Origin of the sequence: Anaerotruncus sp. AF02-27, assembly GCF_003465835.1 — a bacterium.
GTDB lineage: Bacteria > Bacillota > Clostridia > Oscillospirales > Ruminococcaceae > Anaerotruncus > Anaerotruncus rubiinfantis.
Genome location: NZ_QSBX01000009.1, coordinates 105,887 through 125,053, shown reverse-complemented (window position 1 = coordinate 125,053; position 19,167 = coordinate 105,887). Strand labels below are relative to the sequence as shown.

18 protein-coding genes and 1 riboswitch are annotated in these 19,167 nt (G+C 57.0%); of the genes, 17 read left to right on the top strand and 1 reads right to left on the bottom strand.

Going from position 1 to position 19,167, the window contains the following annotated elements:
- The first annotated feature begins 97 nt into the window (after nt 1–97).
- The 15 genes from DWV16_RS09370 (at nt 98) to lpdA (ending at nt 15,214) form a co-directional block, all read left to right on the top strand.
- On the top strand, nt 98–1,423 hold the full coding sequence (locus DWV16_RS09370) for a glycosyltransferase 87 family protein (RefSeq protein WP_118478921.1): 1,326 nt from the start codon (nt 98–100) through the stop codon (nt 1,421–1,423).
- A gap of 33 nt (nt 1,424–1,456) precedes the next feature.
- Entirely contained in the window at nt 1,457–2,020 is a 564-nt protein-coding gene (locus DWV16_RS09365) for a zinc dependent phospholipase C family protein (RefSeq protein ID WP_066457802.1), read from the top strand.
- A gap of 31 nt (nt 2,021–2,051) precedes the next feature.
- Entirely contained in the window at nt 2,052–2,288 is a 237-nt protein-coding gene (locus DWV16_RS09360; RefSeq protein WP_118478919.1) for a hypothetical protein, read from the top strand.
- Nucleotides 2,289–2,476: 188 nt separating this feature from the next.
- Nucleotides 2,477–3,694: an ABC transporter substrate-binding protein gene (locus DWV16_RS09355; protein WP_066460362.1), complete on the top strand. Its 1,218-nt coding sequence runs from the start codon at nt 2,477–2,479 to the stop codon at nt 3,692–3,694.
- A 276-nt stretch (nt 3,695–3,970) separates the two neighbouring features.
- Nucleotides 3,971–4,855: a branched-chain amino acid ABC transporter permease gene (locus DWV16_RS09350; protein WP_066460363.1), complete on the top strand. Its 885-nt coding sequence runs from the start codon at nt 3,971–3,973 to the stop codon at nt 4,853–4,855.
- A gap of 9 nt (nt 4,856–4,864) precedes the next feature.
- On the top strand, nt 4,865–5,911 hold the full coding sequence (locus tag DWV16_RS09345; RefSeq protein WP_066460365.1) for a branched-chain amino acid ABC transporter permease: 1,047 nt from the start codon (nt 4,865–4,867) through the stop codon (nt 5,909–5,911).
- Complete coding sequence (locus tag DWV16_RS09340) at nt 5,904–6,671, top strand: ABC transporter ATP-binding protein (RefSeq protein ID WP_066457807.1); 768 nt, start codon at nt 5,904–5,906, stop codon at nt 6,669–6,671. The genes DWV16_RS09345 and DWV16_RS09340 overlap by 8 nt, the downstream gene beginning before the upstream one ends.
- An 11-nt stretch (nt 6,672–6,682) precedes the next feature.
- A complete protein-coding gene (locus tag DWV16_RS09335; RefSeq protein ID WP_066457809.1) occupies nt 6,683–7,387 on the top strand; it encodes an ABC transporter ATP-binding protein in 705 nt (234 codons plus the stop codon).
- A 97-nt stretch (nt 7,388–7,484) separates the two neighbouring features.
- Nucleotides 7,485–7,961, top strand: a complete 477-nt coding sequence (ybaK, locus tag DWV16_RS09330; protein ID WP_118478915.1) for a Cys-tRNA(Pro) deacylase — start codon at nt 7,485–7,487, stop codon at nt 7,959–7,961.
- A gap of 69 nt (nt 7,962–8,030) precedes the next feature.
- Nucleotides 8,031–8,109: riboswitch (glycine riboswitch) on the top strand.
- Between the two features lie 143 nt (nt 8,110–8,252).
- Nucleotides 8,253–9,419 carry an aminomethyltransferase family protein gene (locus DWV16_RS09325; RefSeq protein ID WP_118478913.1) on the top strand — a complete coding sequence of 389 codons (1,167 nt, stop codon included), beginning with the start codon at nt 8,253–8,255 and terminating at the stop codon, nt 9,417–9,419.
- A 182-nt stretch (nt 9,420–9,601) separates the two neighbouring features.
- The gene (gene gcvH, locus DWV16_RS09320; RefSeq protein WP_066457816.1) at nt 9,602–9,982 is read left to right on the top strand and encodes a glycine cleavage system protein GcvH; all 381 of its coding nucleotides are present in this window, start codon (nt 9,602–9,604) and stop codon (nt 9,980–9,982) included.
- Between the two features lie 4 nt (nt 9,983–9,986).
- Nucleotides 9,987–11,303 (top strand): aminomethyl-transferring glycine dehydrogenase subunit GcvPA, encoded by a 1,317-nt coding sequence (gcvPA, locus tag DWV16_RS09315; protein WP_118478911.1) that lies wholly within the window; start codon nt 9,987–9,989, stop codon nt 11,301–11,303.
- Entirely contained in the window at nt 11,300–12,736 is a 1,437-nt protein-coding gene (gene gcvPB / locus DWV16_RS09310; protein WP_066457821.1) for an aminomethyl-transferring glycine dehydrogenase subunit GcvPB, read from the top strand. The genes gcvPA and gcvPB overlap by 4 nt, the downstream gene beginning before the upstream one ends.
- Nucleotides 12,729–13,706: a lipoate--protein ligase gene (locus tag DWV16_RS09305; RefSeq protein ID WP_118478909.1), complete on the top strand. Its 978-nt coding sequence runs from the start codon at nt 12,729–12,731 to the stop codon at nt 13,704–13,706. Before gcvPB ends, DWV16_RS09305 begins: the two co-directional genes overlap by 8 nt.
- Before the next feature lie 125 nt (nt 13,707–13,831).
- On the top strand, nt 13,832–15,214 hold the full coding sequence (lpdA, locus tag DWV16_RS09300; protein WP_118478907.1) for a dihydrolipoyl dehydrogenase: 1,383 nt from the start codon (nt 13,832–13,834) through the stop codon (nt 15,212–15,214).
- A 61-nt stretch (nt 15,215–15,275) separates the two neighbouring features.
- Here lpdA and DWV16_RS09295 read toward each other — a convergent pair whose 3' ends face one another.
- Nucleotides 15,276–16,904 (bottom strand): DUF1653 domain-containing protein, encoded by a 1,629-nt coding sequence (locus DWV16_RS09295; RefSeq protein ID WP_118478905.1) that lies wholly within the window; start codon nt 16,902–16,904, stop codon nt 15,276–15,278.
- Nucleotides 16,905–17,125: 221 nt separating this feature from the next.
- Here DWV16_RS09295 and aspS point away from each other — a divergent pair, with 221 nt between their 5' ends.
- Together aspS and gatC are read left to right on the top strand one after the other, a co-directional pair.
- Nucleotides 17,126–18,874 carry an aspartate--tRNA ligase gene (gene aspS, locus DWV16_RS09290; RefSeq protein WP_118478903.1) on the top strand — a complete coding sequence of 583 codons (1,749 nt, stop codon included), beginning with the start codon at nt 17,126–17,128 and terminating at the stop codon, nt 18,872–18,874.
- 12 nt (nt 18,875–18,886) lie between these two features.
- Nucleotides 18,887–19,165 carry an Asp-tRNA(Asn)/Glu-tRNA(Gln) amidotransferase subunit GatC gene (gene gatC, locus DWV16_RS09285; RefSeq protein WP_118478901.1) on the top strand — a complete coding sequence of 93 codons (279 nt, stop codon included), beginning with the start codon at nt 18,887–18,889 and terminating at the stop codon, nt 19,163–19,165.
- Nucleotides 19,166–19,167: the final 2 nt, after the last annotated feature.

The window sequence follows — 19,167 nt, the reverse complement described above, 5'->3', positions numbered from 1 at the left end:
CACGAAAATATAGAAAGTTTACATAATTATCACACTTCTAACAGACTCTTTTGGCGCAATGTGATAAAATTTGTATGATCGGAAGTATAGGCTTTTTATGGATCGTCGCATTCCCGGTTACAGCTTCACCCTCGGCAAAAAACAGGAGGCCTGGTTTCTTTTCGCGCTGGTTGCATCCGCGCTGGTACTGCGGCTGATGATCGCTTACACAAGCGTACACTACTTCGACTTGAGCTATTATGTCGGATGGTCGGCGGGGGTGGAGGAAGATTTCTTCGGCGCCTACAACAACATTGGAAATCTCGATTCCCCGCCGTTGTTCCTTTTTCCGCTTTTTTTGACGGGGAAGCTTCTGGCGCTGGATGCGGTCGCCTCCTTCGATCCTTATGCCATGCTGGCGCTCAAAGGCTGGCAGATGCTCTTTGATCTCGCAATTATTCCGCTGCTTTACCTGGTACTCAAAAAGGTGGACCGGCTGGCGGCGCTTGGATGCGCGGCGCTCTGGGCGGTCAATCCGACCGCTATCTTCAACTCCTCCTATTGGGGGCAGACCGACTGCATCATGATGTTTCTTCTGGTGCTGGCTTTCTGGCTGCTGACCGAACGCAGACCGGTGCCGGCGGGCGGGGGAATGACGCTGGCCTGCCTGATGAAATTTCAATCTCTCTATTTCGCGCCGCTTTTTGCCCTTGCGCTGCTGACCATGCGGTTCCCGTGGAAACGGGTGGCCCTTGCGGCTGGAGCGGGGATGGGAACCGCGCTGGCCGTATTTTTCCCATTCATGGTGCGTTCCGGATGGAATCTACCGTGGAAAATCTATTTCGGCGGCTTTGAACAATACCCGGGCGCGGCGCTCAATGCGTTCAACCTTTATTCAGCGCTCGGCGCGAACTTTTCGCATGTGGACACGGTCCTTTACCAGCCGGTCACCGCGGGCGGGCTTTCCGCGTTTATGCTGGCCGCTTCGCTGGCTGCGTTGGTGGCGTGGTATTTCACCGCCGCCGAAAAAAGCGTGTGGCTTCTGGGCTTCGCATTTATGCAGACCATCTTCCTGTTCACCGCCCGGATGCACGAGCGGTATCAGATCCCGGTGCTCATTTTTGCGCTGATCGCCAGCGTCTGCCATAAAAGCAGAGCGCTCTTCGCGGGCTATCTCGCGCTCACGGGCATGACCTTCCTCAACCATTTCCTCGTGTTCGAGCAGGTGTTCGCAGGTGCGGAAAAACACGCATGGATGGTCCATTTCGATGAAATCCTGCGCAACCTTTCCTTTGTCAACCTTGTCCTCTATTTCGTGCTGCTGGCGGTGGTGCTGCACATCTCTTACCGCCGCGTCCGCTTTCGGTTTGCGCATCCGCTGCGTATGCTGCGGGCCGGCAGGCGGCGCAGGCGCGGGAATCCTCCGCCACCGGTAGAGGCATAGAATAAATTGATCTTTTAGAAAGTGGTGAGTCCCATGAACCTATTTTCCCACATCACAATGGGCAGGTATCTTTACGCTTATTTCACGGAGAATATGAATCTGAAGCTGGATAAGGGTACGTTCGTCCGATGGAACTTCCTGCCGGATGTCGCGCCCAGCCTGCTGAAACTTTCCCATTTTAAAAAGGATATCTATGACCTTGTGATGGAAAAGGCCGATTATCTCGCCAGGGAAGGGGAGAACATGTCGACCGAGGAGTTCAGCAAACAGCTTGGGATCCTTTGCCACTTCATGTCCGATTTTTTCTGCTACGCGCACAGCGAGAACTTTGACGGCAGCAAGATCGGGCATCTGAAATATGAAATTTTCATGCAGTTTTATGGCTATCGCCGCCGTGATATGCTGCATGCGGTCGATCTGATCTCGAACGCGGCGGAAATCGATCACAGTCTGGCGCTTTATGAGCAGATCAACGAGCTGCACGAGCAATATTCGCAGGTCGCGCCGTCCTATGGCGTGGACTTTGTCTTTTCGCTGACCGCCTGTGTAGATCTGGTGATCGGGATGACCAAATCCCTGGTACCTGCCCACGCGTGATTCGTTCACTTGGAAAAATGGCCGCCGTCCGTTGGACGGCGGTTTTTTTACCGCCGGTTTTGCAGGGAGGCTGGATAAATTCCTGCAAACGGCGCGGGAGCCGGCCGCCCGTGGCCCGGCATGCAAGGAAGTGGAAACTTTGATAGGGCTACGGCTGTGCGCGATGGGCGGAGTGAGGGAAAAAAACGGAGAAAAAATTCTATGGACAATGCCGATTTTGTTGCCGGATCTGCTGAATTTGTGGATATATTTTGGAAAACTTCTATAAAACGTATGGAATTTAGGTAAAATTCATAATTCTTTCTAAAACTTGCAGGAATTCCCACAGCATCATTGGCGAAAAAGGCAATGGATTTTGATGCTGATTTGCAATATACTTTTATGGAAACCATATGTTACTTTAAAGCGATAGCGCCCCAAAACCGGGCGCTTTCGCGTATGATGGAGGAAAGAAAAATGAAAAAGTTTCTTGCTTTGGCGCTGTCGGCAGCTCTCGCCGCCAGCGTGCTGACCGGGTGCGGCGGCTCCGGCAGCAATAATTCTTCCGCACCGGCTGCGGATGGCGATTCTGCCGCAAGTGCCCCCGCGGGCGACGCGGCCGCTTCCACCGACCCGATCAAACTCGGCGTGCTTGCGCCGCTGACCGGCAGCGTTTCGGTTTACGGAATCACCACCAAAAACGGCATTGAGATGGCTGTCAATGAGATCAACGCGGCGGGCGGTGTGCTCGGACGTCAGATCGAGATGATGCCCGAAGATGAAAAGGGCGAAGTTCAGGACGCGGTCAACGCGTACAACAAACTGAAAAGCGCCGGGATGGAATTTCTGATCGGCGACGTCACCTCAAAACCGTGCGACGCGGTTGCGAAGATTGCCGCGGCGCCGGGCGACGGAACCCCGATGCTGGCGCCGACCGCGACCGCCGCTTCGGTCACCCAAAACGGCGAAAACATCTTCCGCACCTGCTTCCTCGACCCGTTCCAGGGTGAAGTCATGGCCACCTTTGCCGCGAAGAACCTGGGCGCCAAGAAGGTTGCGGTACTGGCAAACTCCTCTGACGATTATTCGGACGGCATTGCGAAGGCATTCGCTGCCAAGGCGCAGGAGCTCGGCCTGGAGGTTGTCGGAGACGAGCGTTATGGCGCTGACGACCAGGACTTCAAGACCCAGCTGACCAAGATCAATGCGGCCGGCCCGGATGTCCTGATGCTGCCTGACTACTATGAAAAGATCGCGCTGATCGCGACCCAGGCCCGCCAGGTCGGCTTCCAAGGCACCATGCTCGGCGCGGACGGCTGGGACGGCGTGCTGGGTTCGCTCGGCGAAGCGAACGCCTCCGCTGTGGACGGCTGCTATTTCTCCTGCCATTACTTTGTGAACGACGAAGCGGAAGCCGTCAAGAGCTTCGTTGAGAACTACAGAAGCACCTACAACGATGAACCGACCGCGTTTTCCGCACTGGGTTACGATTCGGTTTACATTATGAAGGCCGCGATGGAAAAAGCCGGTTCGACCGACAAAGCTGCGGTTGTGGAAGCGATGAAAGCCACTGATTATTCCGGCGTCACCGGCCACATGACCTTCGATGAAAACGGCGATCCGGTCAAAACCGCCGCGATCATCAAGCTGCAGGATGGCCAGACTTCTCTGGAGACGCTTCTGACCGCTGAATAATCCGGGATACACAAAGACAGGGCTTTTTTACGAAGGATTTACAGGAAGGCGGGGCTAAGCTTGCCCCGCCTTCCCTTTTCCGTTTATCCGGGGGGCGTTTTTTGGCCCCGAGAAATTTTCTTTTTTTTACAAAGATCTGGCAATTCCGGCAGATATCGTGTAAAATAGACTCTATGGGCGAAAAGACCGCCCGAACCGTTTGCCGTGTGTCTGGCAGCATGCGGCGGCGATGCGGTTTATTCCGAATGAAAGGTCAGGTGCCAAATGGACAATCTTATTCTATTTATCAATCAGGTTATTAATGGAATACAGGTTGGCAGCATCTACGCTCTCGTCGCACTGGGCTATACGATGGTTTACGGCATTGTAAAGCTGATTAACTTCGCACATGGCGATTTTATCATGGTGGGAGCCTATGTGTCCCTGTTCAGTATTCCCGTCTTGGTGGGGATGGGAATCCCCGCATGGCTTTGCATCATTATTGCGGTAGCAGCCTGCTCGCTTCTGGGCGTGGTAACCGAGAAGATCGCCTATAAGCCGCTGCGCGGTTCTCCGTCGCTTTCGGTCCTCATCACGGCGATTGCGGTGAGCCTTTTCCTGGAAAATCTTTTCATGATCTTCTTCTCATCCGCGTCCAAGCCGTTTCCGGCGGTCTTTTCCGCGGAAACTATCTCTTTGGGGAAGATCCAGACCAATATGGTGACCATTCTGACCATCGTGCTGTCGGTCGTGTGCATGGTGCTTCTGCAGCTCTTCATCAAAAAGACCCGGATGGGCAAGGCGATGCGGGCAGTCAGCGAGGACGCTGGCGCCGCGATGCTGATGGGGGTCAACAGCAACACCACCATTTCGATGACCTTTGCGATCGGCTCGGGCCTTGCGGCGGTGGCCTCGGTAATGTACTGCTCGGCCTATCCGCTCGCCAACCCATATATGGGTTCGATGCTCGGCCTCAAGGCGTTCATCGCCGCGGTGCTCGGCGGCATCGGCATCATCCCGGGCGCGATGCTTGGCGGTTTTGTGATTGGGCTGGTTGAAAGCCTGACCAAGGCGTATATCTCCTCGCATCTCGCGGACGCGGTCGTGTTCGGCATCCTGATCATTGTGCTGCTGGTAAAGCCGACCGGTATCCTTGGGAAAAACGTCGGAGAGAAAGTGTAGGTGAGCGCGGTGGCAACGGATCGAAATAAGAAAACTTTACAGTCCTATCTGGTGAACGCCGTTTCCGCGGTGCTCCTGTTTGCGGCATTGGCCGCACTGATAAAGACCGGGATTATCGACCAGTATTGGGCGGGCGTCATGATGCTCGTCATGATCAATATTATCCTGGCAACCTCTTTAAACCTGACAACCGGTGTGCTCGGGCAGATTGCGCTCGGCCACGCGGGGTTCATGTCGGTCGGCGCGTACGCTGCCGCGCTTTTCTCGATGAAGATCGCAGAGAGCGGTATGGTGCTGGTTGACGCGGACGGTCCCACAGCAATGGGAACCGGTATCTTTTTGGCTTCGCTCATGGTGGCGGGCGCTGTGGCGGCGCTGTTCGGCCTTGTGGTCGGCATCCCGGCGCTGCGGCTCAAGGGCGACTATCTGGCGATCATTACCCTTGGCTTTGGGGAGATCATCCGCGTCATCATCGAGAACGTCGAGTTCACCGGCGGCGCGCAGGGCCTTTCCGGAATCCCGAAACTCTCGAGCTTCAATACCGTCTACTGGGTGACGGTGCTCACCATTGCAATTCTGTTTGCGTTCGGGCGTTCCCGCCATGGCCGTGCGATCATCGCGATCCGTGAGGACGACATCGCTTCCGAGGCGTCGGGCATCCCGAACACCTACTATAAAGTGCTCGCATTCACCATGTCCGCCTTCTTCGCGGGTGTAGCGGGCGCGGTCTACGCCCAACAGATGCAGGTGCTCGGCGCGAAAACCTTCAACTTCATGCGCTCGATCGATATCCTTGTGATCGTCGTGCTCGGCGGACTGGGTTCGCTGACCGGTTCGATCCTTTCGGCGATCGGGCTCACCGTGCTGCCGGAGGCGCTGCGCGGCTTCTCCGAATACCGGATGCTCATCTATTCGGTCGCGCTGATCGCGGTCATGATCTTCAAGCCATCCGGTTTGCTGGGAACCTATGAGTTTTCACTCACCAAATTTCTGTGCTGGCTCAGAAATCCCAATAAGCCCAGGCGCGTGAAGAAGGGAGGTGCGCAGAATGGCTAAAACGGTACTTAAGGCAGAGAACCTCGGTATCGCGTTCGGCGGCCTCAAGGCGGTCGAAGGCTTCGAATTGGAGATCGGAGAAAGCGAGCTGGTCGGGCTGATCGGTCCGAACGGCGCGGGAAAGACCACTGTTTTCAACATGCTCACCGGCGTCTACCAGCCGACCGAGGGCGCGGTCTATCTTGACGGGACGCTCATGAACGGCAAAAAGCCGCATCAGGTGGCCAAGGCCGGGATTGCGCGCACCTTCCAGAACATCCGGCTTTTCAAGAAGATGACGGTCCTTGACAATGTCAAGGTGGCTTTTAATCTCAATATGAAATATTCGGTGCTCTCGTCGATCCTGCGCACGCCGCTCGTTTGGCGGGAGGAGGCCGAAATCGACCGTAAGGCCCGGGAACTGCTGGCGGTTTTCCATATGGAAGATCTGGCCGACCATGTGGCGGCAAACCTGCCGTATGGCCAGCAGCGGAAATTGGAAATTGCGCGCGCGCTTGCGACCAATCCGAAGGTGCTGCTGCTCGACGAACCGGCGGCGGGCATGAATCCTACCGAAACGGCCGAGCTGATGGAGACCATCTCGATCATCCGCAAGAAATTCGGGATCTCGATTTTGCTTATCGAGCACGATATGAGCCTTGTCATGAGTATCTGCGAACGGCTGGTCGTCATCGACTACGGCATGATCATCGCGACCGGGACCCCGCAGGAGATTGCGCGCAACCCGAAGGTGATCGGCGCATATCTCGGCGGAGAATAGGAGGAAACGCAATGCTGAATGTCAAAAATCTGAACGTCTCCTATGGCGCGATCCATGCCATCCACGATGTGAGCCTGGAAGTAAACGAAGGGGAGATCGTTTCGCTTATCGGCGCGAACGGCGCGGGCAAGACGACCACGCTGCATACGATCACCGGGCTTAAGAAAGCCACCTCGGGTGAAGTGCTTTTGAACGGGCAGAACCTGTTGGCCACCGACCCATCGAAGATCATCGGGCTTGGGATGGCGCATGTGCCGGAGGGCAGACGGATTTTTTCACAGATGACGGTGGAAGAGAACCTCGAGATGGGAGCATTCATTGTGAAGGATAAATCCCAGATCGAAGCGGATATCGAGAATGTGTACAGTCATTTCCCGCGCCTGCGGGAGCGTTGCAAACAGGCGGGAGGGACCCTTTCGGGCGGCGAGCAGCAGATGCTGGCGATCGGCCGCGCGATCATGTCCCGCCCGAAGATTCTGCTCATGGATGAGCCGTCGATGGGTCTTTCTCCGCTCCTGGTGAAAGAGATTTTCAACATCATTGTGGAGCTCAACCGCACCGGCATGACCATCCTGCTCGTCGAGCAGAATGCGAAGATGGCGCTTTCGATCGCGAATCGGGCGTATGTGCTTGAAACCGGGCGTATCGTCATGAGCGGCGACGCCAAAGAGATGCTCGCGGACGACAAGGTGCGCAAAGCATATTTGGGAATGTAAGCAGATTTCATATTCAGGCAGGGCCGCGCCCCTGCAAACTTTCTCGAAAGTTTGATCTAAGCCTTTGGACTTTTGGTATCCTTTGGGGAGCGTTATTATGGCGGAACAAAAAACGAATGCGATGCGGATGCTGGATAAAGCGAAGATCCCGTATCAGATTCACACATATGAACACAGCGACGGAAAGATTGACGGCGTGAGCGTCGCGGCAAAACTTGGGCAGGATGTGGACACGGTTTATAAAACGCTGGTGACCCGCGGCGCAAGCCGGGCGAATTATGTTTTTGTCATCCCGGTGGCAAAGGAGCTGGATCTTAAGAAGGCCGCAAAATCGGTTGGGGAAAAATCGGTGGAGATGATCCATGTGGATGAAATCAATAAGACGACCGGATATATCCGGGGCGGCTGCTCACCGGTTGGGATGAAGAAGCTCTTTGTGACAGTTTTTGACGAGGCGGTAAACAGCCTGCCGCGGGTGGTCGTGAGCGGCGGGAGAATCGGCTGCCAGATCGAGGCCGCGCCGTCTGACCTGCTGCCGCTCGTGAAGGCAAAGACCGCGGATATCACCTTTTAAACTGTTTATTTTTTAACAGATCTTTACATTGACGGAAACTTCAGGTATACTGAACAAAAGAATATGCGGATGATCAATCCGGGAGAGACCGCAAGGCGCCGAAGGGGTACTGCAAGAAACTCTCAGGCAAAAGGACCGGATTGGGACGAAACTCTGGAAAGCCGCAAGGCACCGAAGAAGCAAGCTCCCTTAGGGGCGAATCTTTCAGGTTATCGAACAGAGGCATGCTGAATTTTCAGCATGCCTCTGTTTTTTTGTTTATTCTTTGTCAATCAGTGAGGAGGAATCGAAATGGAACAAAAAACGCCGCTCTACGAGGCCCATGTTGCGCGTGACGCCAAAATTGTGCCATTCGCGGGGTATCTTCTGCCGGTGCAGTATCCGACCGGCGTGATTGCCGAACATCTGGCGGTGCGCGAAAGGGCGGGGCTTTTCGATGTTTCCCATATGGGAGAGGTCACGTTCAGCGGCCCGGACGCGCTGAAAAATCTGAACAACCTCATGACCAACGACTTTACCAATATGTACGACGGCCAGGTGCGATACAGCCCGATGTGCAACGACGCGGGCGGCGTGATCGATGACCTGCTGGTCTACCGGGTGGAAGCAGAGAAATACCTTGTGGTGGTCAACGCGGCAAACCGGCAGAAAGATGTCGATTGGATGCGTGCGCATATCGGGGGCGACATGCGGATGGAGGACATCTCCGACCAGGTCGCGCAGGTCGCGCTCCAGGGACCGCATGCGCATATGATCCTTTCAAAACTCTGTGCGCCAGGCAGCATCCCACAGAAATATTATTCCTTTGTGGAAAACGCGGCGGTTAAAATTCCCGGCGGCATGGGTGGAGACGGCCCGATCGCGGTATTTACAAGCGGCGGGCACTCTGAGCGGGTGAAGCCCGCCGAGGTCACCTGCATCATCTCAAAAACCGGATACACCGGCGAGGATGGTTATGAACTTTACTGCGACGCGCAGGACGCGGTGTTCCTCTGGGACGCGCTGCTCGAGGCGGGCGCGGAGGACGGTCTCATACCCTGCGGGCTGGGAGCGCGGGATACCCTGCGGCTGGAAGCCGCGATGCCGCTTTATGGGCATGAGATGGATGAAACGGTGACGCCGCTCGAGACTGGACTTGGCTTCGCGGTGAAGCTGAAGAAAGCGGATTTTCTTGGGAAGACGGCTCTGGAGACCCAAAATCCCCCGCCGCGTAAACGGATTGGGCTTAAAATGACCGGGCGCGGCATCGCGCGGGAGCGCTGTGAAGTCTTTCAGGATGGAAAGCCCATCGGCTTTACAACGTCTGGAACCCACTGCCCGTATCTTGGCGGCGCCTACGCAATGGCGCTGGTCGAAACGGAGGCGGCGCAGCTTGGCGACGCGCTGGAGGTTGACGTGCGCGGACGGCGGATCGCGGCCGAGGTGGTCGAACTGCCGTTCTATAAGCGCGCGAAATAGTCAAAGTTTTCGTCAAGCTTTTTCAAAAGCTTGCGGTTTCCAAAGGCAGCGCCTTTGGCCGCTTTCCACAGAAAGTGGAATCCTGTTTGGGCAGCAGCCCTGCTTTAGGCGCATTTTTTGGTTCTTTCTTTTACAAGAAAAACACGGTATAACAAGAATGATTCTATACAAGGAGGATAATTATGGTAAATAATAAGGTAATGTATACCAAATCTCATGAATGGGTCAGAGAATTGGACGGCGGAATCGTTGAGGTGGGGCTGAGCGACCACGCACAGCAGGAGCTGGGCGACTTGGTGTTTGTGAATCTGCCGCAGGTGGGAGACGAAGCGGTCGCGGGCGAAACGATCGCGGATGTCGAGAGCGTCAAGGCGGTTTCGGATATTTACAGCCCGGTGACCGGCACCATTTGTGAGGTCAATGAGGAGCTGCTGGATTCGCCCGAGAAGATCAATGAGGATGCATATGCGTCCTGGCTCTTTCGGGTTTCGGATGTGACGGCGAAGGAAGAGCTGCTCAGCCCGTCCGAATACGAAGTCTTTATCGCCACGTCGGAGGAGTAAGCCCATGGGAAGTTACGTACCGTCTACAGCCGCCGAGCGTCAAAGAATGCTCGAAAGCATCGGCTGTGCGAATATGGAGGCGCTTTTCGGGATGATCCCCGAAAGCGTCCCGAAATACCCGAAGCTCGGTATTCCGGCCGGGAAGAGCGAATTTGACGTCCGCCGGGAACTGGAAGCTCTCGCAGAGAAAAACGTGGCCTTCCGGAGCATCTTCCGCGGCGCGGGCGCCTACAGCCACTATATCCCGTCAATCGTGAAACAGATCACCGCGAAAGAAGCGTTTGTCACCGCCTATACGCCTTATCAGGCGGAGATTTCCCAGGGCATTTTGCAGTCAATTTTCGAGTTCCAGACGATGATCTGCGAACTGACAGGCATGGACAGCGCGAACGCCTCGGTCTACGACGGCGCATCCGCAACCGCTGAAGCCGCGGCCATGTGCCGCGACCGCAAACGCATGAGAACGCTCATCTCGGCCGCCTGCCATCCGGATGTGATTGCAACGGTCAAGACCTACTGCTGGGCGGCGGACTGCGAAATACAGGTGATCCCGGAAAAGGACGGCGCTACCGACCTGGAGGCGCTTTCCGGGCTGCTTGGGGAAGACTCTGCCTGTGTGATCCTTTCCCAGCCGAACTATTTCGGCGTGCTGGAGGATGCGGAAGCTGCCGCGCAGGCGGCGCACGCCGCAGGGGCGAAGTTCGTTCTCAATGTGAACCCCATTGCAGCGGCAATCCTCAAAACGCCCGCTGATTGCGGTGCGGACATCGCTGTGGGAGAAGGCCAGCCGCTGGGGCTTCCGCTCGCGTTTGGGGGGCCGTATCTCGGTTTTATGGCCTGCAAGGCGGCCATGACCCGTAGACTGCCCGGCCGCATCGTGGGCGAAACCACCGACGTGGACGGCAGGCGGGCCTTTGTGCTCACCCTGCAGGCGCGTGAACAGCACATCCGCCGTGAGAAGGCCTCCTCGAACATCTGCTCGAACCAGGCGTGGTGCGCGCTTACCGCATCGGTCTATCTGGCGGCGATGGGTCCGGAAGGGCTTATGAAAGCCGCGCGGCAGTGTATGGATAACGCCCATTATCTTGCCTGCGAGCTCGGGCGCGTCCCCGGCTTTGAACGCCGGTACGCCCGGCGGTTCTTCCACGAATTCGTCACCGAATGTCCCGTCGATCCGGTTCTGCTGAATGAAAAACTCGCGGCGCATGGTGTGCTTGGCGGGCTGCCGGTAAATTCCGGCATTCTCTGGTGCGCGACTGAACAGAACACCAAAGCGGATATCGACCGTCTGATAACGCTCATAAAGGAGGCGATCGCATGAAACTGCTGTTTGAAGAGAGCCGCCCCGGACGCCGAAACGACTATCTGCCCGAAAGCAGCACCCCGGCGGTCAGCCTGCCGGAGGGCATGCGGCGCAGTGCCCCGCCGCGTCTGCCTCAGATTGCGGAATGCGACCTGGCGCGGCATTATTCGGCGCTCGCACGGCGCACCCACGGGGTGAACGACGGATTTTACCCGCTCGGCTCCTGCACCATGAAATATAACCCCAAACTGAACGATGAAATGGCGGCGCTGCCGGGCTTTGCAAAGATCCATCCGCTCCAGCCGCCGGAAACGGCGCGCGGCTGCATTGAAGTTCTGCAGCTTGCGGAGAAATATCTCTGTGAGATCACCGGTATGGATGCGATGACCTTCCAGCCCGCGGCTGGCGCGCATGGCGAGTTCACCGGGCTGCTGCTCATCAAGAAATACCACGAGTTGCGCGGCGACACAAAACGCACCAAGATCATTGTGCCGGATTCAGCGCACGGGACCAATCCTGCCTCGGCGGCAATGGCAGGTATGTCGATTGTGAATGTCCCATCCGGCCGGGATGGCTGCGTCAGCCTTTCCGACCTGCGCGAAGCGGTGGGGGAAGATACGGCGGGGCTCATGCTCACCAACCCCAACACAGTTGGCCTGTTCGATCAGAATATCCTGGAGATCACAAAAATTGTCCACGACGCGGGCGGCCTGTGCTATTATGACGGCGCGAACCTCAACGCGGTCATGGGCGTGGTGCGGCCGGGCGACATGGGCTTCGACTGCGTGCATCTCAACCTCCACAAGACCTTTTCGACTCCGCATGGCGGCGGCGGTCCGGGCGCCGGCCCGGTCGGCTGTAAGGAATTTCTCGCGCCGTACCTGCCAAAACCGCAGATCGCACCGAGTGGACTTTCGAATGACGCGCCGCAGAGCATTGGACAGGTAAAATCTTTCTATGGGAACTTCCTTGTCGTGGTGAAAGCGCTTGCCTATCTTTTGACGCTGGGCGCTGAAGGGGTGCGCGAAGCGAGTGAGAACGCGGTGCTCAACGCGAATTACCTGATGCACAAGCTCGCGTCCCAATACGAGATGGCCTACCGGCGCCCCTGCATGCACGAATTCGTCATGACGCTCGAACCACTGAAAAAGGAATGCGGCGTGACCGCGATGGACATCGCCAAGAGCCTGCTTGACGCAGGAATGCACCCGCCCACGATGTATTTCCCGCTCATCGTGCATGAAGCTCTGATGGTCGAACCGACCGAAACCGAAAGCCCGGAAACGCTCGATGAAGCGTCCCGGATCTTCCTGGACAGCATCCAAAAGGCGCGGAAAAATCCGGACTGCATGCATGAATTGCCGCTGCACACGCCGGTGCGCCGGCTGGATGAGGTAGGTGCTGCCCGCAATCCGCGCCTGCGGTACCGGTTTGGAGAAAACGATGGCTGAGCGGCTCTGCTATCTGATTGGGGCGGGTTATGATCCGTATGAAAATCTGGCGCTTGAGGAGCTGTTGGTGCGTCGGATACCCAGGGACACTGTGATCCTCTATCTCTGGCAGAACCAGAAGACGGTGGTTATCGGGCGCAACCAGAACGCGTGGAAGGAATGCCGGATCGCCGCGCTCGAAGCGGACGGCGGCAAGCTTGCGCGGCGGCTTTCGGGCGGTGGCGCGGTGTTCCACGACCTTGGGAACCTCAACTTCACTTTTTTGGCGAACCGGCCGGATTACGATGTTGACCGGCAGCTTGCGGTGATCCTGCGGGCGGTGGAAAGTTTTGGCCTGCGGGCGGAAAAATCCGGCCGCAACGATGTGACTGCCGCGGGACGGAAATTTTCCGGCAACGCTTTTTACCGGACTGCGCACGGCTGCTATCACCATGGGACGCTGCTCATCGACGTGGATCTTGCGCACCTGTCCGACTATCTGTCTGTTTCGGTCGAGAAGCTTGCCGCAAAAGGGGTTGATTCGGTGCGGTCGCGGGTGGTGAACCTGCATTCACTGGAGAGGCGTATCACCGTGGACACGATGCGTGACGCATTGCTGCGTGCATTCGGAGAAGTTTACGGCGGCATCCCGCAAAAAATTCGTCCAGCGCAGTTCGATCCGGATGAATGGGCAGGCCTGAAGGAGAAATATGCTTCCTGGCAGTGGCGGCTCGGACAGCCGCTTCCGTTCACCTGTTCTTTTGGCAAACGGTTCGGCTGGGGGAATATCGAACTGCGGCTTGCGGTGCAAAATGGACAGGTAGCAGGCTGTGAAGTCTTTTCCGATGCGATGGATGCCGACCTGATCGATTCGATCCCGCGGATGCTTGAAGGCGCGGCCTGCTCGACCGACGCGCTCTGCGCAGCCCTGACAGGGGACGCGCCGGAACTGTGCGATATCCGTTCGCTCATCCGGGCGCAGCAGCTTTAGGCAGAGACAGCCGGTTTTCGCGGGAAACGCTGCGCATTCCCGCCGCCGCAAAGCGGCGCGCCGGCATTCGCCGGCGGAAAACCGGCCCCGCGTAGTTTTCGCCGGAGTTACAGGAAGGAGATTCTATGAAAACATACGATTTGATCGTGATCGGCGCGGGCCCAGGCGGCTATGTGGCCGCGATCCGCGCCGCGCAAAATGGGCTTGCCGTTGCGGTCTGCGAGGCGGATGCGGTTGGCGGGACCTGCCTCAACCGGGGCTGCATCCCGACAAAAGCGCTTCTGCACAGCGCGCGAGCCTATCAGGAACTGCAAAACACGTCCTTCATCGGGATCTTGGCGGACAATGTCCGGTTTGATCTTGCGAAAATCCACGCGCGCAAGGACGCGGTCGTTTCCCAGCTGCAAAACGGGATTGAACAGCTCCTGAAGGCGAATAAAATTGATCTGATCCGCGCGCGGGCCGCAATTCTGGGCCAGGGCCGGGTGCGGGCTGGAGATGAAACGCTTGGCTGCAAGAGCATCCTGATTGCATCCGGCTCGAAGCCCGCTCTGCCGCATATCCCAGGGATCGAATTTGCGCTCACCAGCGACAGCCTGCTTGCCGAAGCGCGGCTTTATCCACGCCTCGTGATCATCGGCGGCGGCGTCATCGGGATGGAATTTGCTTCGCTTTACAGTGCGTTTGGCTGCGAAGTCGCCGTGATTGAAGCGATGGACCGCATCCTGCCCACCATGGACAGGGAGATTTCCCAAAACCTCGGGATGATCCTCAAAAAACGCGGCGTGCGGATCTTTGCGGGAGCAAGGGTGGAAGCAATCGAAAAAGAGAAGGACGGTTTTGCCTGCCGTTTTACGGCGAAGGGGAACGCACAGGAAATTTCGGCGGACGCAGTGCTCTGTGCCGTCGGCCGCCGGGCCAACACGGAAAATCTCTTTGCCAAAGGCTTTTCGGTCGCGTGCGAACACGGACATATCCAGGTGGACGATGCCTTCCGAACCAATGTGGAGGGTGTCTATGCGATCGGGGACGTCATCGGAAAAATCCAGCTCGCACACGCCGCGTCGGCGCAGGGGATCTGTATCGCGGACGCATTGGCTGAAAAGCCGCGTTCGGTCAACCTCGATGTGATTCCGGCCTGCATTTACACCGACCCTGAGATTGCCAGCGTGGGGCTGACAGTGGACGAAGCGAAGATGCGTGGGATGGATGTCAAGACCGGGAAGTTCCTTCTGACCGCAACCGGAAAAGCATTGATCGAGGAGTGTGAACGCAGCTTTATAAAGACGGTTTTTGATGCGCAGAGCGAAAAGCTGATCGGTGTGCAGATGATGTGTCCGCGCGCGACCGACCTCATTGGAGAGGCGGCCACCGCCGTTGCAAACGGGCTGACCACCGGACAGCTCATTTCGGTTGTACGGCCGCATCCAACCTTCTGCGAGAGCTTCACCGAAGCGGTCGAGGCCGCGGATGGGCGTGCCATTCACGCGGTTCCTCCCAGAAGATAAAAGAAAAAACCAAGCGGCCCGCAAGACATTGCCTTGCGGGCCGCTTTTTCGATTCGCTGTTCTATTCGCCAATATATTCAAAGCGCGGGATACATTTGCCGTTTCGCTCAATGGTTTCAGTGAACATGCTGGCTGGGCGTACCCAGAGCCCGCCCTCTCCGTAAAGCGCACGGTAGACAACGTAATCCTCCAGCGTTTCGCTGTGCCTGGCCACGCCGAGAACCTCGTATTCGTTGCCCTTGAAATGGCGGTAACGGCCCAGCCAGACCACGCCGGGCGCGGGACGGGACGGTGTTTCGGAAGACTTCTGCGCATGGTCCGCAGGCTCGTCCAAATCCGCGAGCGTCCGGTCATCCCCCGCCGGGACCAGGATGCGCGCGCCGCAGGCAGGCAGCTCGATTTTCAGGTTCCCATCGTTCGTCTCAAACGTTACGCCGGAGAAAAGGTCGGTAAGCGCGGGAACCTCCACCGGGAATTCCACAAACTCCGGATGATTCGCGCAGTTGAGCGCGACATAGATTTTTTGCCCACCGTCCGCGCGGCAGAAGGCGAACTGTTCATTTTTGACGAGCGCCTGCGCGTAGCGCCCATGCTGCAGTGCGGGGAAAGCCGAACGTATTTTCCCAAGCCGCGCGAGATGCGCGCAGAGGGCTTCATCCGCGTCCGGAACCTGTCCCAATGTAAGGCAGGGGCGCAGGTTCGCGTCGGACCCGTTCTGTTTTTGCGCCTTGACGCCCCATTCGCTCCCATAGTAGACCGACGGCACCCCGGGCATCGTATAGAGAAGGGTATAGATGTTGTAGCGGTGGGCCGGATCCTTCAGCACCGACAGAAGGCGGCTGACGTCATGGTTATCCACAAAGTTATAGAGGCAGAGATTTTGATAGATGCCGCCCGGGCCGGACTGACGGTTCAGCGAGTGGGCAATTTCAAAATAATTGTGGTCATTGTGGGACGAATAAAGCCCCTTGGCGCATTCGTAGTTGGTGACCGAATCGAGCATCTCGGGATTGGCCCAGCGGTTATAATCCCCGTGGATGATCTCTCCCATCAGCCAGAAATCCGGGTTTTTGCCCTTGCAGAACTGCCGCAGGCGCTTAAAAAATTCCGGATCGACGCAGTCGGCAGCGTCCAGCCGCAGCCCGTCGATGCCGAATTCATCCATCCACATATTGACAGCGCCGAGCAGATGGTCGACGACTTCCGAGTTTTTGAGGTTCAGCTTCACCAGGTCGTAACAGCCCTGCCAGCTTTCATACCAGAACGGGTCGCCCATCGGGCTGCCGCCGCCGAAATTGAGATTTTGGAACCAGCCGCAGTAGCGGGAGGCCTGTCCGTGCTCCCGCACGTCGCGAAACGCCCAGAATTCGCGGCCAACGTGGTTAAAGACCCCGTCGAGCACAATGCGGATGCCATTTTTATGCAGTTGATCGCAAACCCTTTTGAAAGACGCCTTGTCCCCGAGCCGCCGGTCGACCGCGTAGTAGTCGCGGGTGTCATAACCGTGAGCGGTCGATTCGAATACCGGCCCGAGATAGAGGGCGTTCACTCCGAGCGCATTGAGATGCGGGATCCATTCGGTGAGCTTTTCGATCCGGCTGACAGTTTCACCATTGTCATTTTGCGGCGGCGCGCCGCAGAAGCCGAGAGGATAGATATGATAGAAAATGGACTGAGTTACCCAGTTCATAGATGCCTCCTAAGTTTTTCTTTTTCCCAGTATACCATCCGAAACCGGGGCGGTAAATAGACAAAACGGTTTCATTGCGCAAAAAGGAGATGCGAGGGCAAGAGAAGCTTGTAAAATATGATTATTGAATGCGCACAAATATTGTGGTAAGATTTTAGGCAGAAATATTTGCCCAAAGGCGTGTGAATATTTCCCTTTAATTGAAGAAGGGTTGTGTTTATATGCAAAGGAGCAATGGCTATCGTACCCATACCTGCGGGGAATTGCGGGAATCCCATATCGGAGAGGACGTGCGCGTGGCCGGATGGGTGGAAAATATCCGTGACCACGGTGGAATCCAGTTTGTCGATCTACGTGACCAGTACGGCGTGGTACAGGTGGTCGTGCGGGACGACGCCCTGCTTTCCGGCGTTACCAGGGAAAGCGTTGTCACGTTTGCGGGCCGGGTGGTCCGTCGTGACGAGGAAACCGTGAATCCGAAAATTGCAACCGGTATGGTCGAGGTGAATGCCGGAACCTGCACCGTGCTTGGCAAAGCGAATCATATCCTGCCCTTTGAGATTGCTTCTTCCACCGATGTCAAAGAGGACATCCGGCTGAAATATCGCTATCTCGACCTGCGCAACCCCAAAGTCCACGACAGGATCGTGCTGCGTTCGCAGATCATTTCATTTTTGCGGCAGAAGATGACCGCGCTGGGTTTTTTGGAGATTCAGACCCCGATCCTTACCGTCTCGTCGCCGGAGGGCGCGCGGGACTATCTCATTCCGTCAAGAAAGCACAGGGGCCGTTTCTATGCGCTGCCGCAGGCTCCGCAGCAGTTTAAACAGCTGTTGATGGTTTCCGGCTTCGACCGGTATTTTCAAATCGCTCCGTGTTTTCGGGACGAGGACGCCCGCGCCGACCGTTCGCCGGGCGAATTCTACCAGCTCGATTTTGAGATGGCCTTTGCCGGACAGGAGGATGTGTTCGCGGTCGCGGAGGAGGTTTTATCAGAGACCTTTGCGAAATTTTCCGGCAAAGCGGTTTCGGCCGCGCCGTTTCCCCGCATCACCTATGCCGACGCGATGCTTCGGTACGGTACCGACAAGCCGGATCTGAGAAATCCGCTCACCATTATCGACCTTTCGGATCTGTTCGTTGAGAGCGCCTTCAAGCCGTTCTGTGGCCGGTGCGTGCGGGCGATCAATGTCCCGGGCGCGGCGAAGCAGCCGCGCAGTTTCTTCGAGGGGATGGAAACATTCGCCTTTTCGGCCGGCATGAAGGGGCTCGGCTACGTGAAGGTCGCACAGGACGCCTCCTACCAGGGACCGATTGATAAATTCCTCACGCCTGAACAGCGGGCGGAAATTGCCTCCCGTGCCGGGCTTACTCCGGGCGACGTTCTTTATTTCATCGCGGACACCGCCCGCGAAGCGCCGAAGCTGGCCGGGCTTATCCGCACTGAGGCGGCCAAACGGCTTGGCCTCATCGACGAAAGCTGTTTCAAATTCTGCTTTATCGTGGATTTCCCGATGTATGAGCAGGACGAAGAGACCGGCGCGCTCGTCTTTACCCATAACCCGTTTTCGATGCCGCAGGGCGGCCTCGAAGCGCTTGAAACAAAGAACCCACTCGATATCCTCGCCTATCAGTACGACATTGTTGTGAACGGCGTGGAGCTTTCCTCCGGCGCGGTGCGCAACCACGACCTTGCTATCATGCGTAAGGCGTTTGCGTTGGCCGGATACACGGACGGAGACCTGAAAACAAAATTTTCGGCGCTTTACCAGGCATTCCAGTACGGCGCGCCGCCGCACGCGGGTATGGCGCCGGGTGTCGACCGGATGGTTATGCTGCTCACCGGGGAGGAGAACCTCCGGGAAATTGTCGCCTTTCCGATGAATTCAAACGCGCAGGATGCCATGATGGGTTCCCCGGCAGAAGTCACCGAAGCGCAGCTGCGCGAGGTGCATATCAAACTGCGGTAAGGAGGCCAAAAGATGGTTACCAGGGAAGAAATTGCAAACATCGCGCTGCTCTCAAAGCTGTATGTCCCGGAGGACGAACTCGACGCTCTCACCGCGGATATGCAGAAGATGATTGGCTTTGCCGACATGATCAGTGCCGCCAATGTGGGGGACACCGGTTTTGACAGCGTCAGCGGCCTTCAGAATGTTTTTCGCGAGGATGAAGTTGTCCAGTCCAGCGACCGCGCTGAAATCCTTAAAAATGCCGGCGGCGGCGAGGACGGCTGCTTTGTCGTGCGCAGAAGGGGGTAGGC

Bases quoted from the DNA above. Each gene is read 5' to 3' on its own strand.
- gcvPA (WP_118478911.1), top strand. From the start codon at position 9,987: ATGGGAAGTTACGTACCGTCTACAGCCGCCGAGCGTCAAAGAATGCTC.
- ybaK (WP_118478915.1), top strand. From the start codon at position 7,485: ATGGCGGAACAAAAAACGAATGCGATGCGGATGCTGGATAAAGCGAAG.
- DWV16_RS09305 (WP_118478909.1), top strand. From the start codon at position 12,729: ATGGCTGAGCGGCTCTGCTATCTGATTGGGGCGGGTTATGATCCGTAT.
- DWV16_RS09325 (WP_118478913.1), top strand. From the start codon at position 8,253: ATGGAACAAAAAACGCCGCTCTACGAGGCCCATGTTGCGCGTGACGCC.
- lpdA (WP_118478907.1), top strand. From the start codon at position 13,832: ATGAAAACATACGATTTGATCGTGATCGGCGCGGGCCCAGGCGGCTAT.
- DWV16_RS09370 (WP_118478921.1), top strand. From the start codon at position 98: ATGGATCGTCGCATTCCCGGTTACAGCTTCACCCTCGGCAAAAAACAG.
- DWV16_RS09340 (WP_066457807.1), top strand. From the start codon at position 5,904: ATGGCTAAAACGGTACTTAAGGCAGAGAACCTCGGTATCGCGTTCGGC.
- DWV16_RS09295 (WP_118478905.1), bottom strand. From the start codon at position 16,904: ATGAACTGGGTAACTCAGTCCATTTTCTATCATATCTATCCTCTCGGC.
- aspS (WP_118478903.1), top strand. From the start codon at position 17,126: ATGCAAAGGAGCAATGGCTATCGTACCCATACCTGCGGGGAATTGCGG.
- gcvH (WP_066457816.1), top strand. From the start codon at position 9,602: ATGGTAAATAATAAGGTAATGTATACCAAATCTCATGAATGGGTCAGA.
- gcvPB (WP_066457821.1), top strand. From the start codon at position 11,300: ATGAAACTGCTGTTTGAAGAGAGCCGCCCCGGACGCCGAAACGACTAT.
- gatC (WP_118478901.1), top strand. From the start codon at position 18,887: ATGGTTACCAGGGAAGAAATTGCAAACATCGCGCTGCTCTCAAAGCTG.
- DWV16_RS09355 (WP_066460362.1), top strand. From the start codon at position 2,477: ATGAAAAAGTTTCTTGCTTTGGCGCTGTCGGCAGCTCTCGCCGCCAGC.
- DWV16_RS09365 (WP_066457802.1), top strand. From the start codon at position 1,457: ATGAACCTATTTTCCCACATCACAATGGGCAGGTATCTTTACGCTTAT.
- DWV16_RS09335 (WP_066457809.1), top strand. From the start codon at position 6,683: ATGCTGAATGTCAAAAATCTGAACGTCTCCTATGGCGCGATCCATGCC.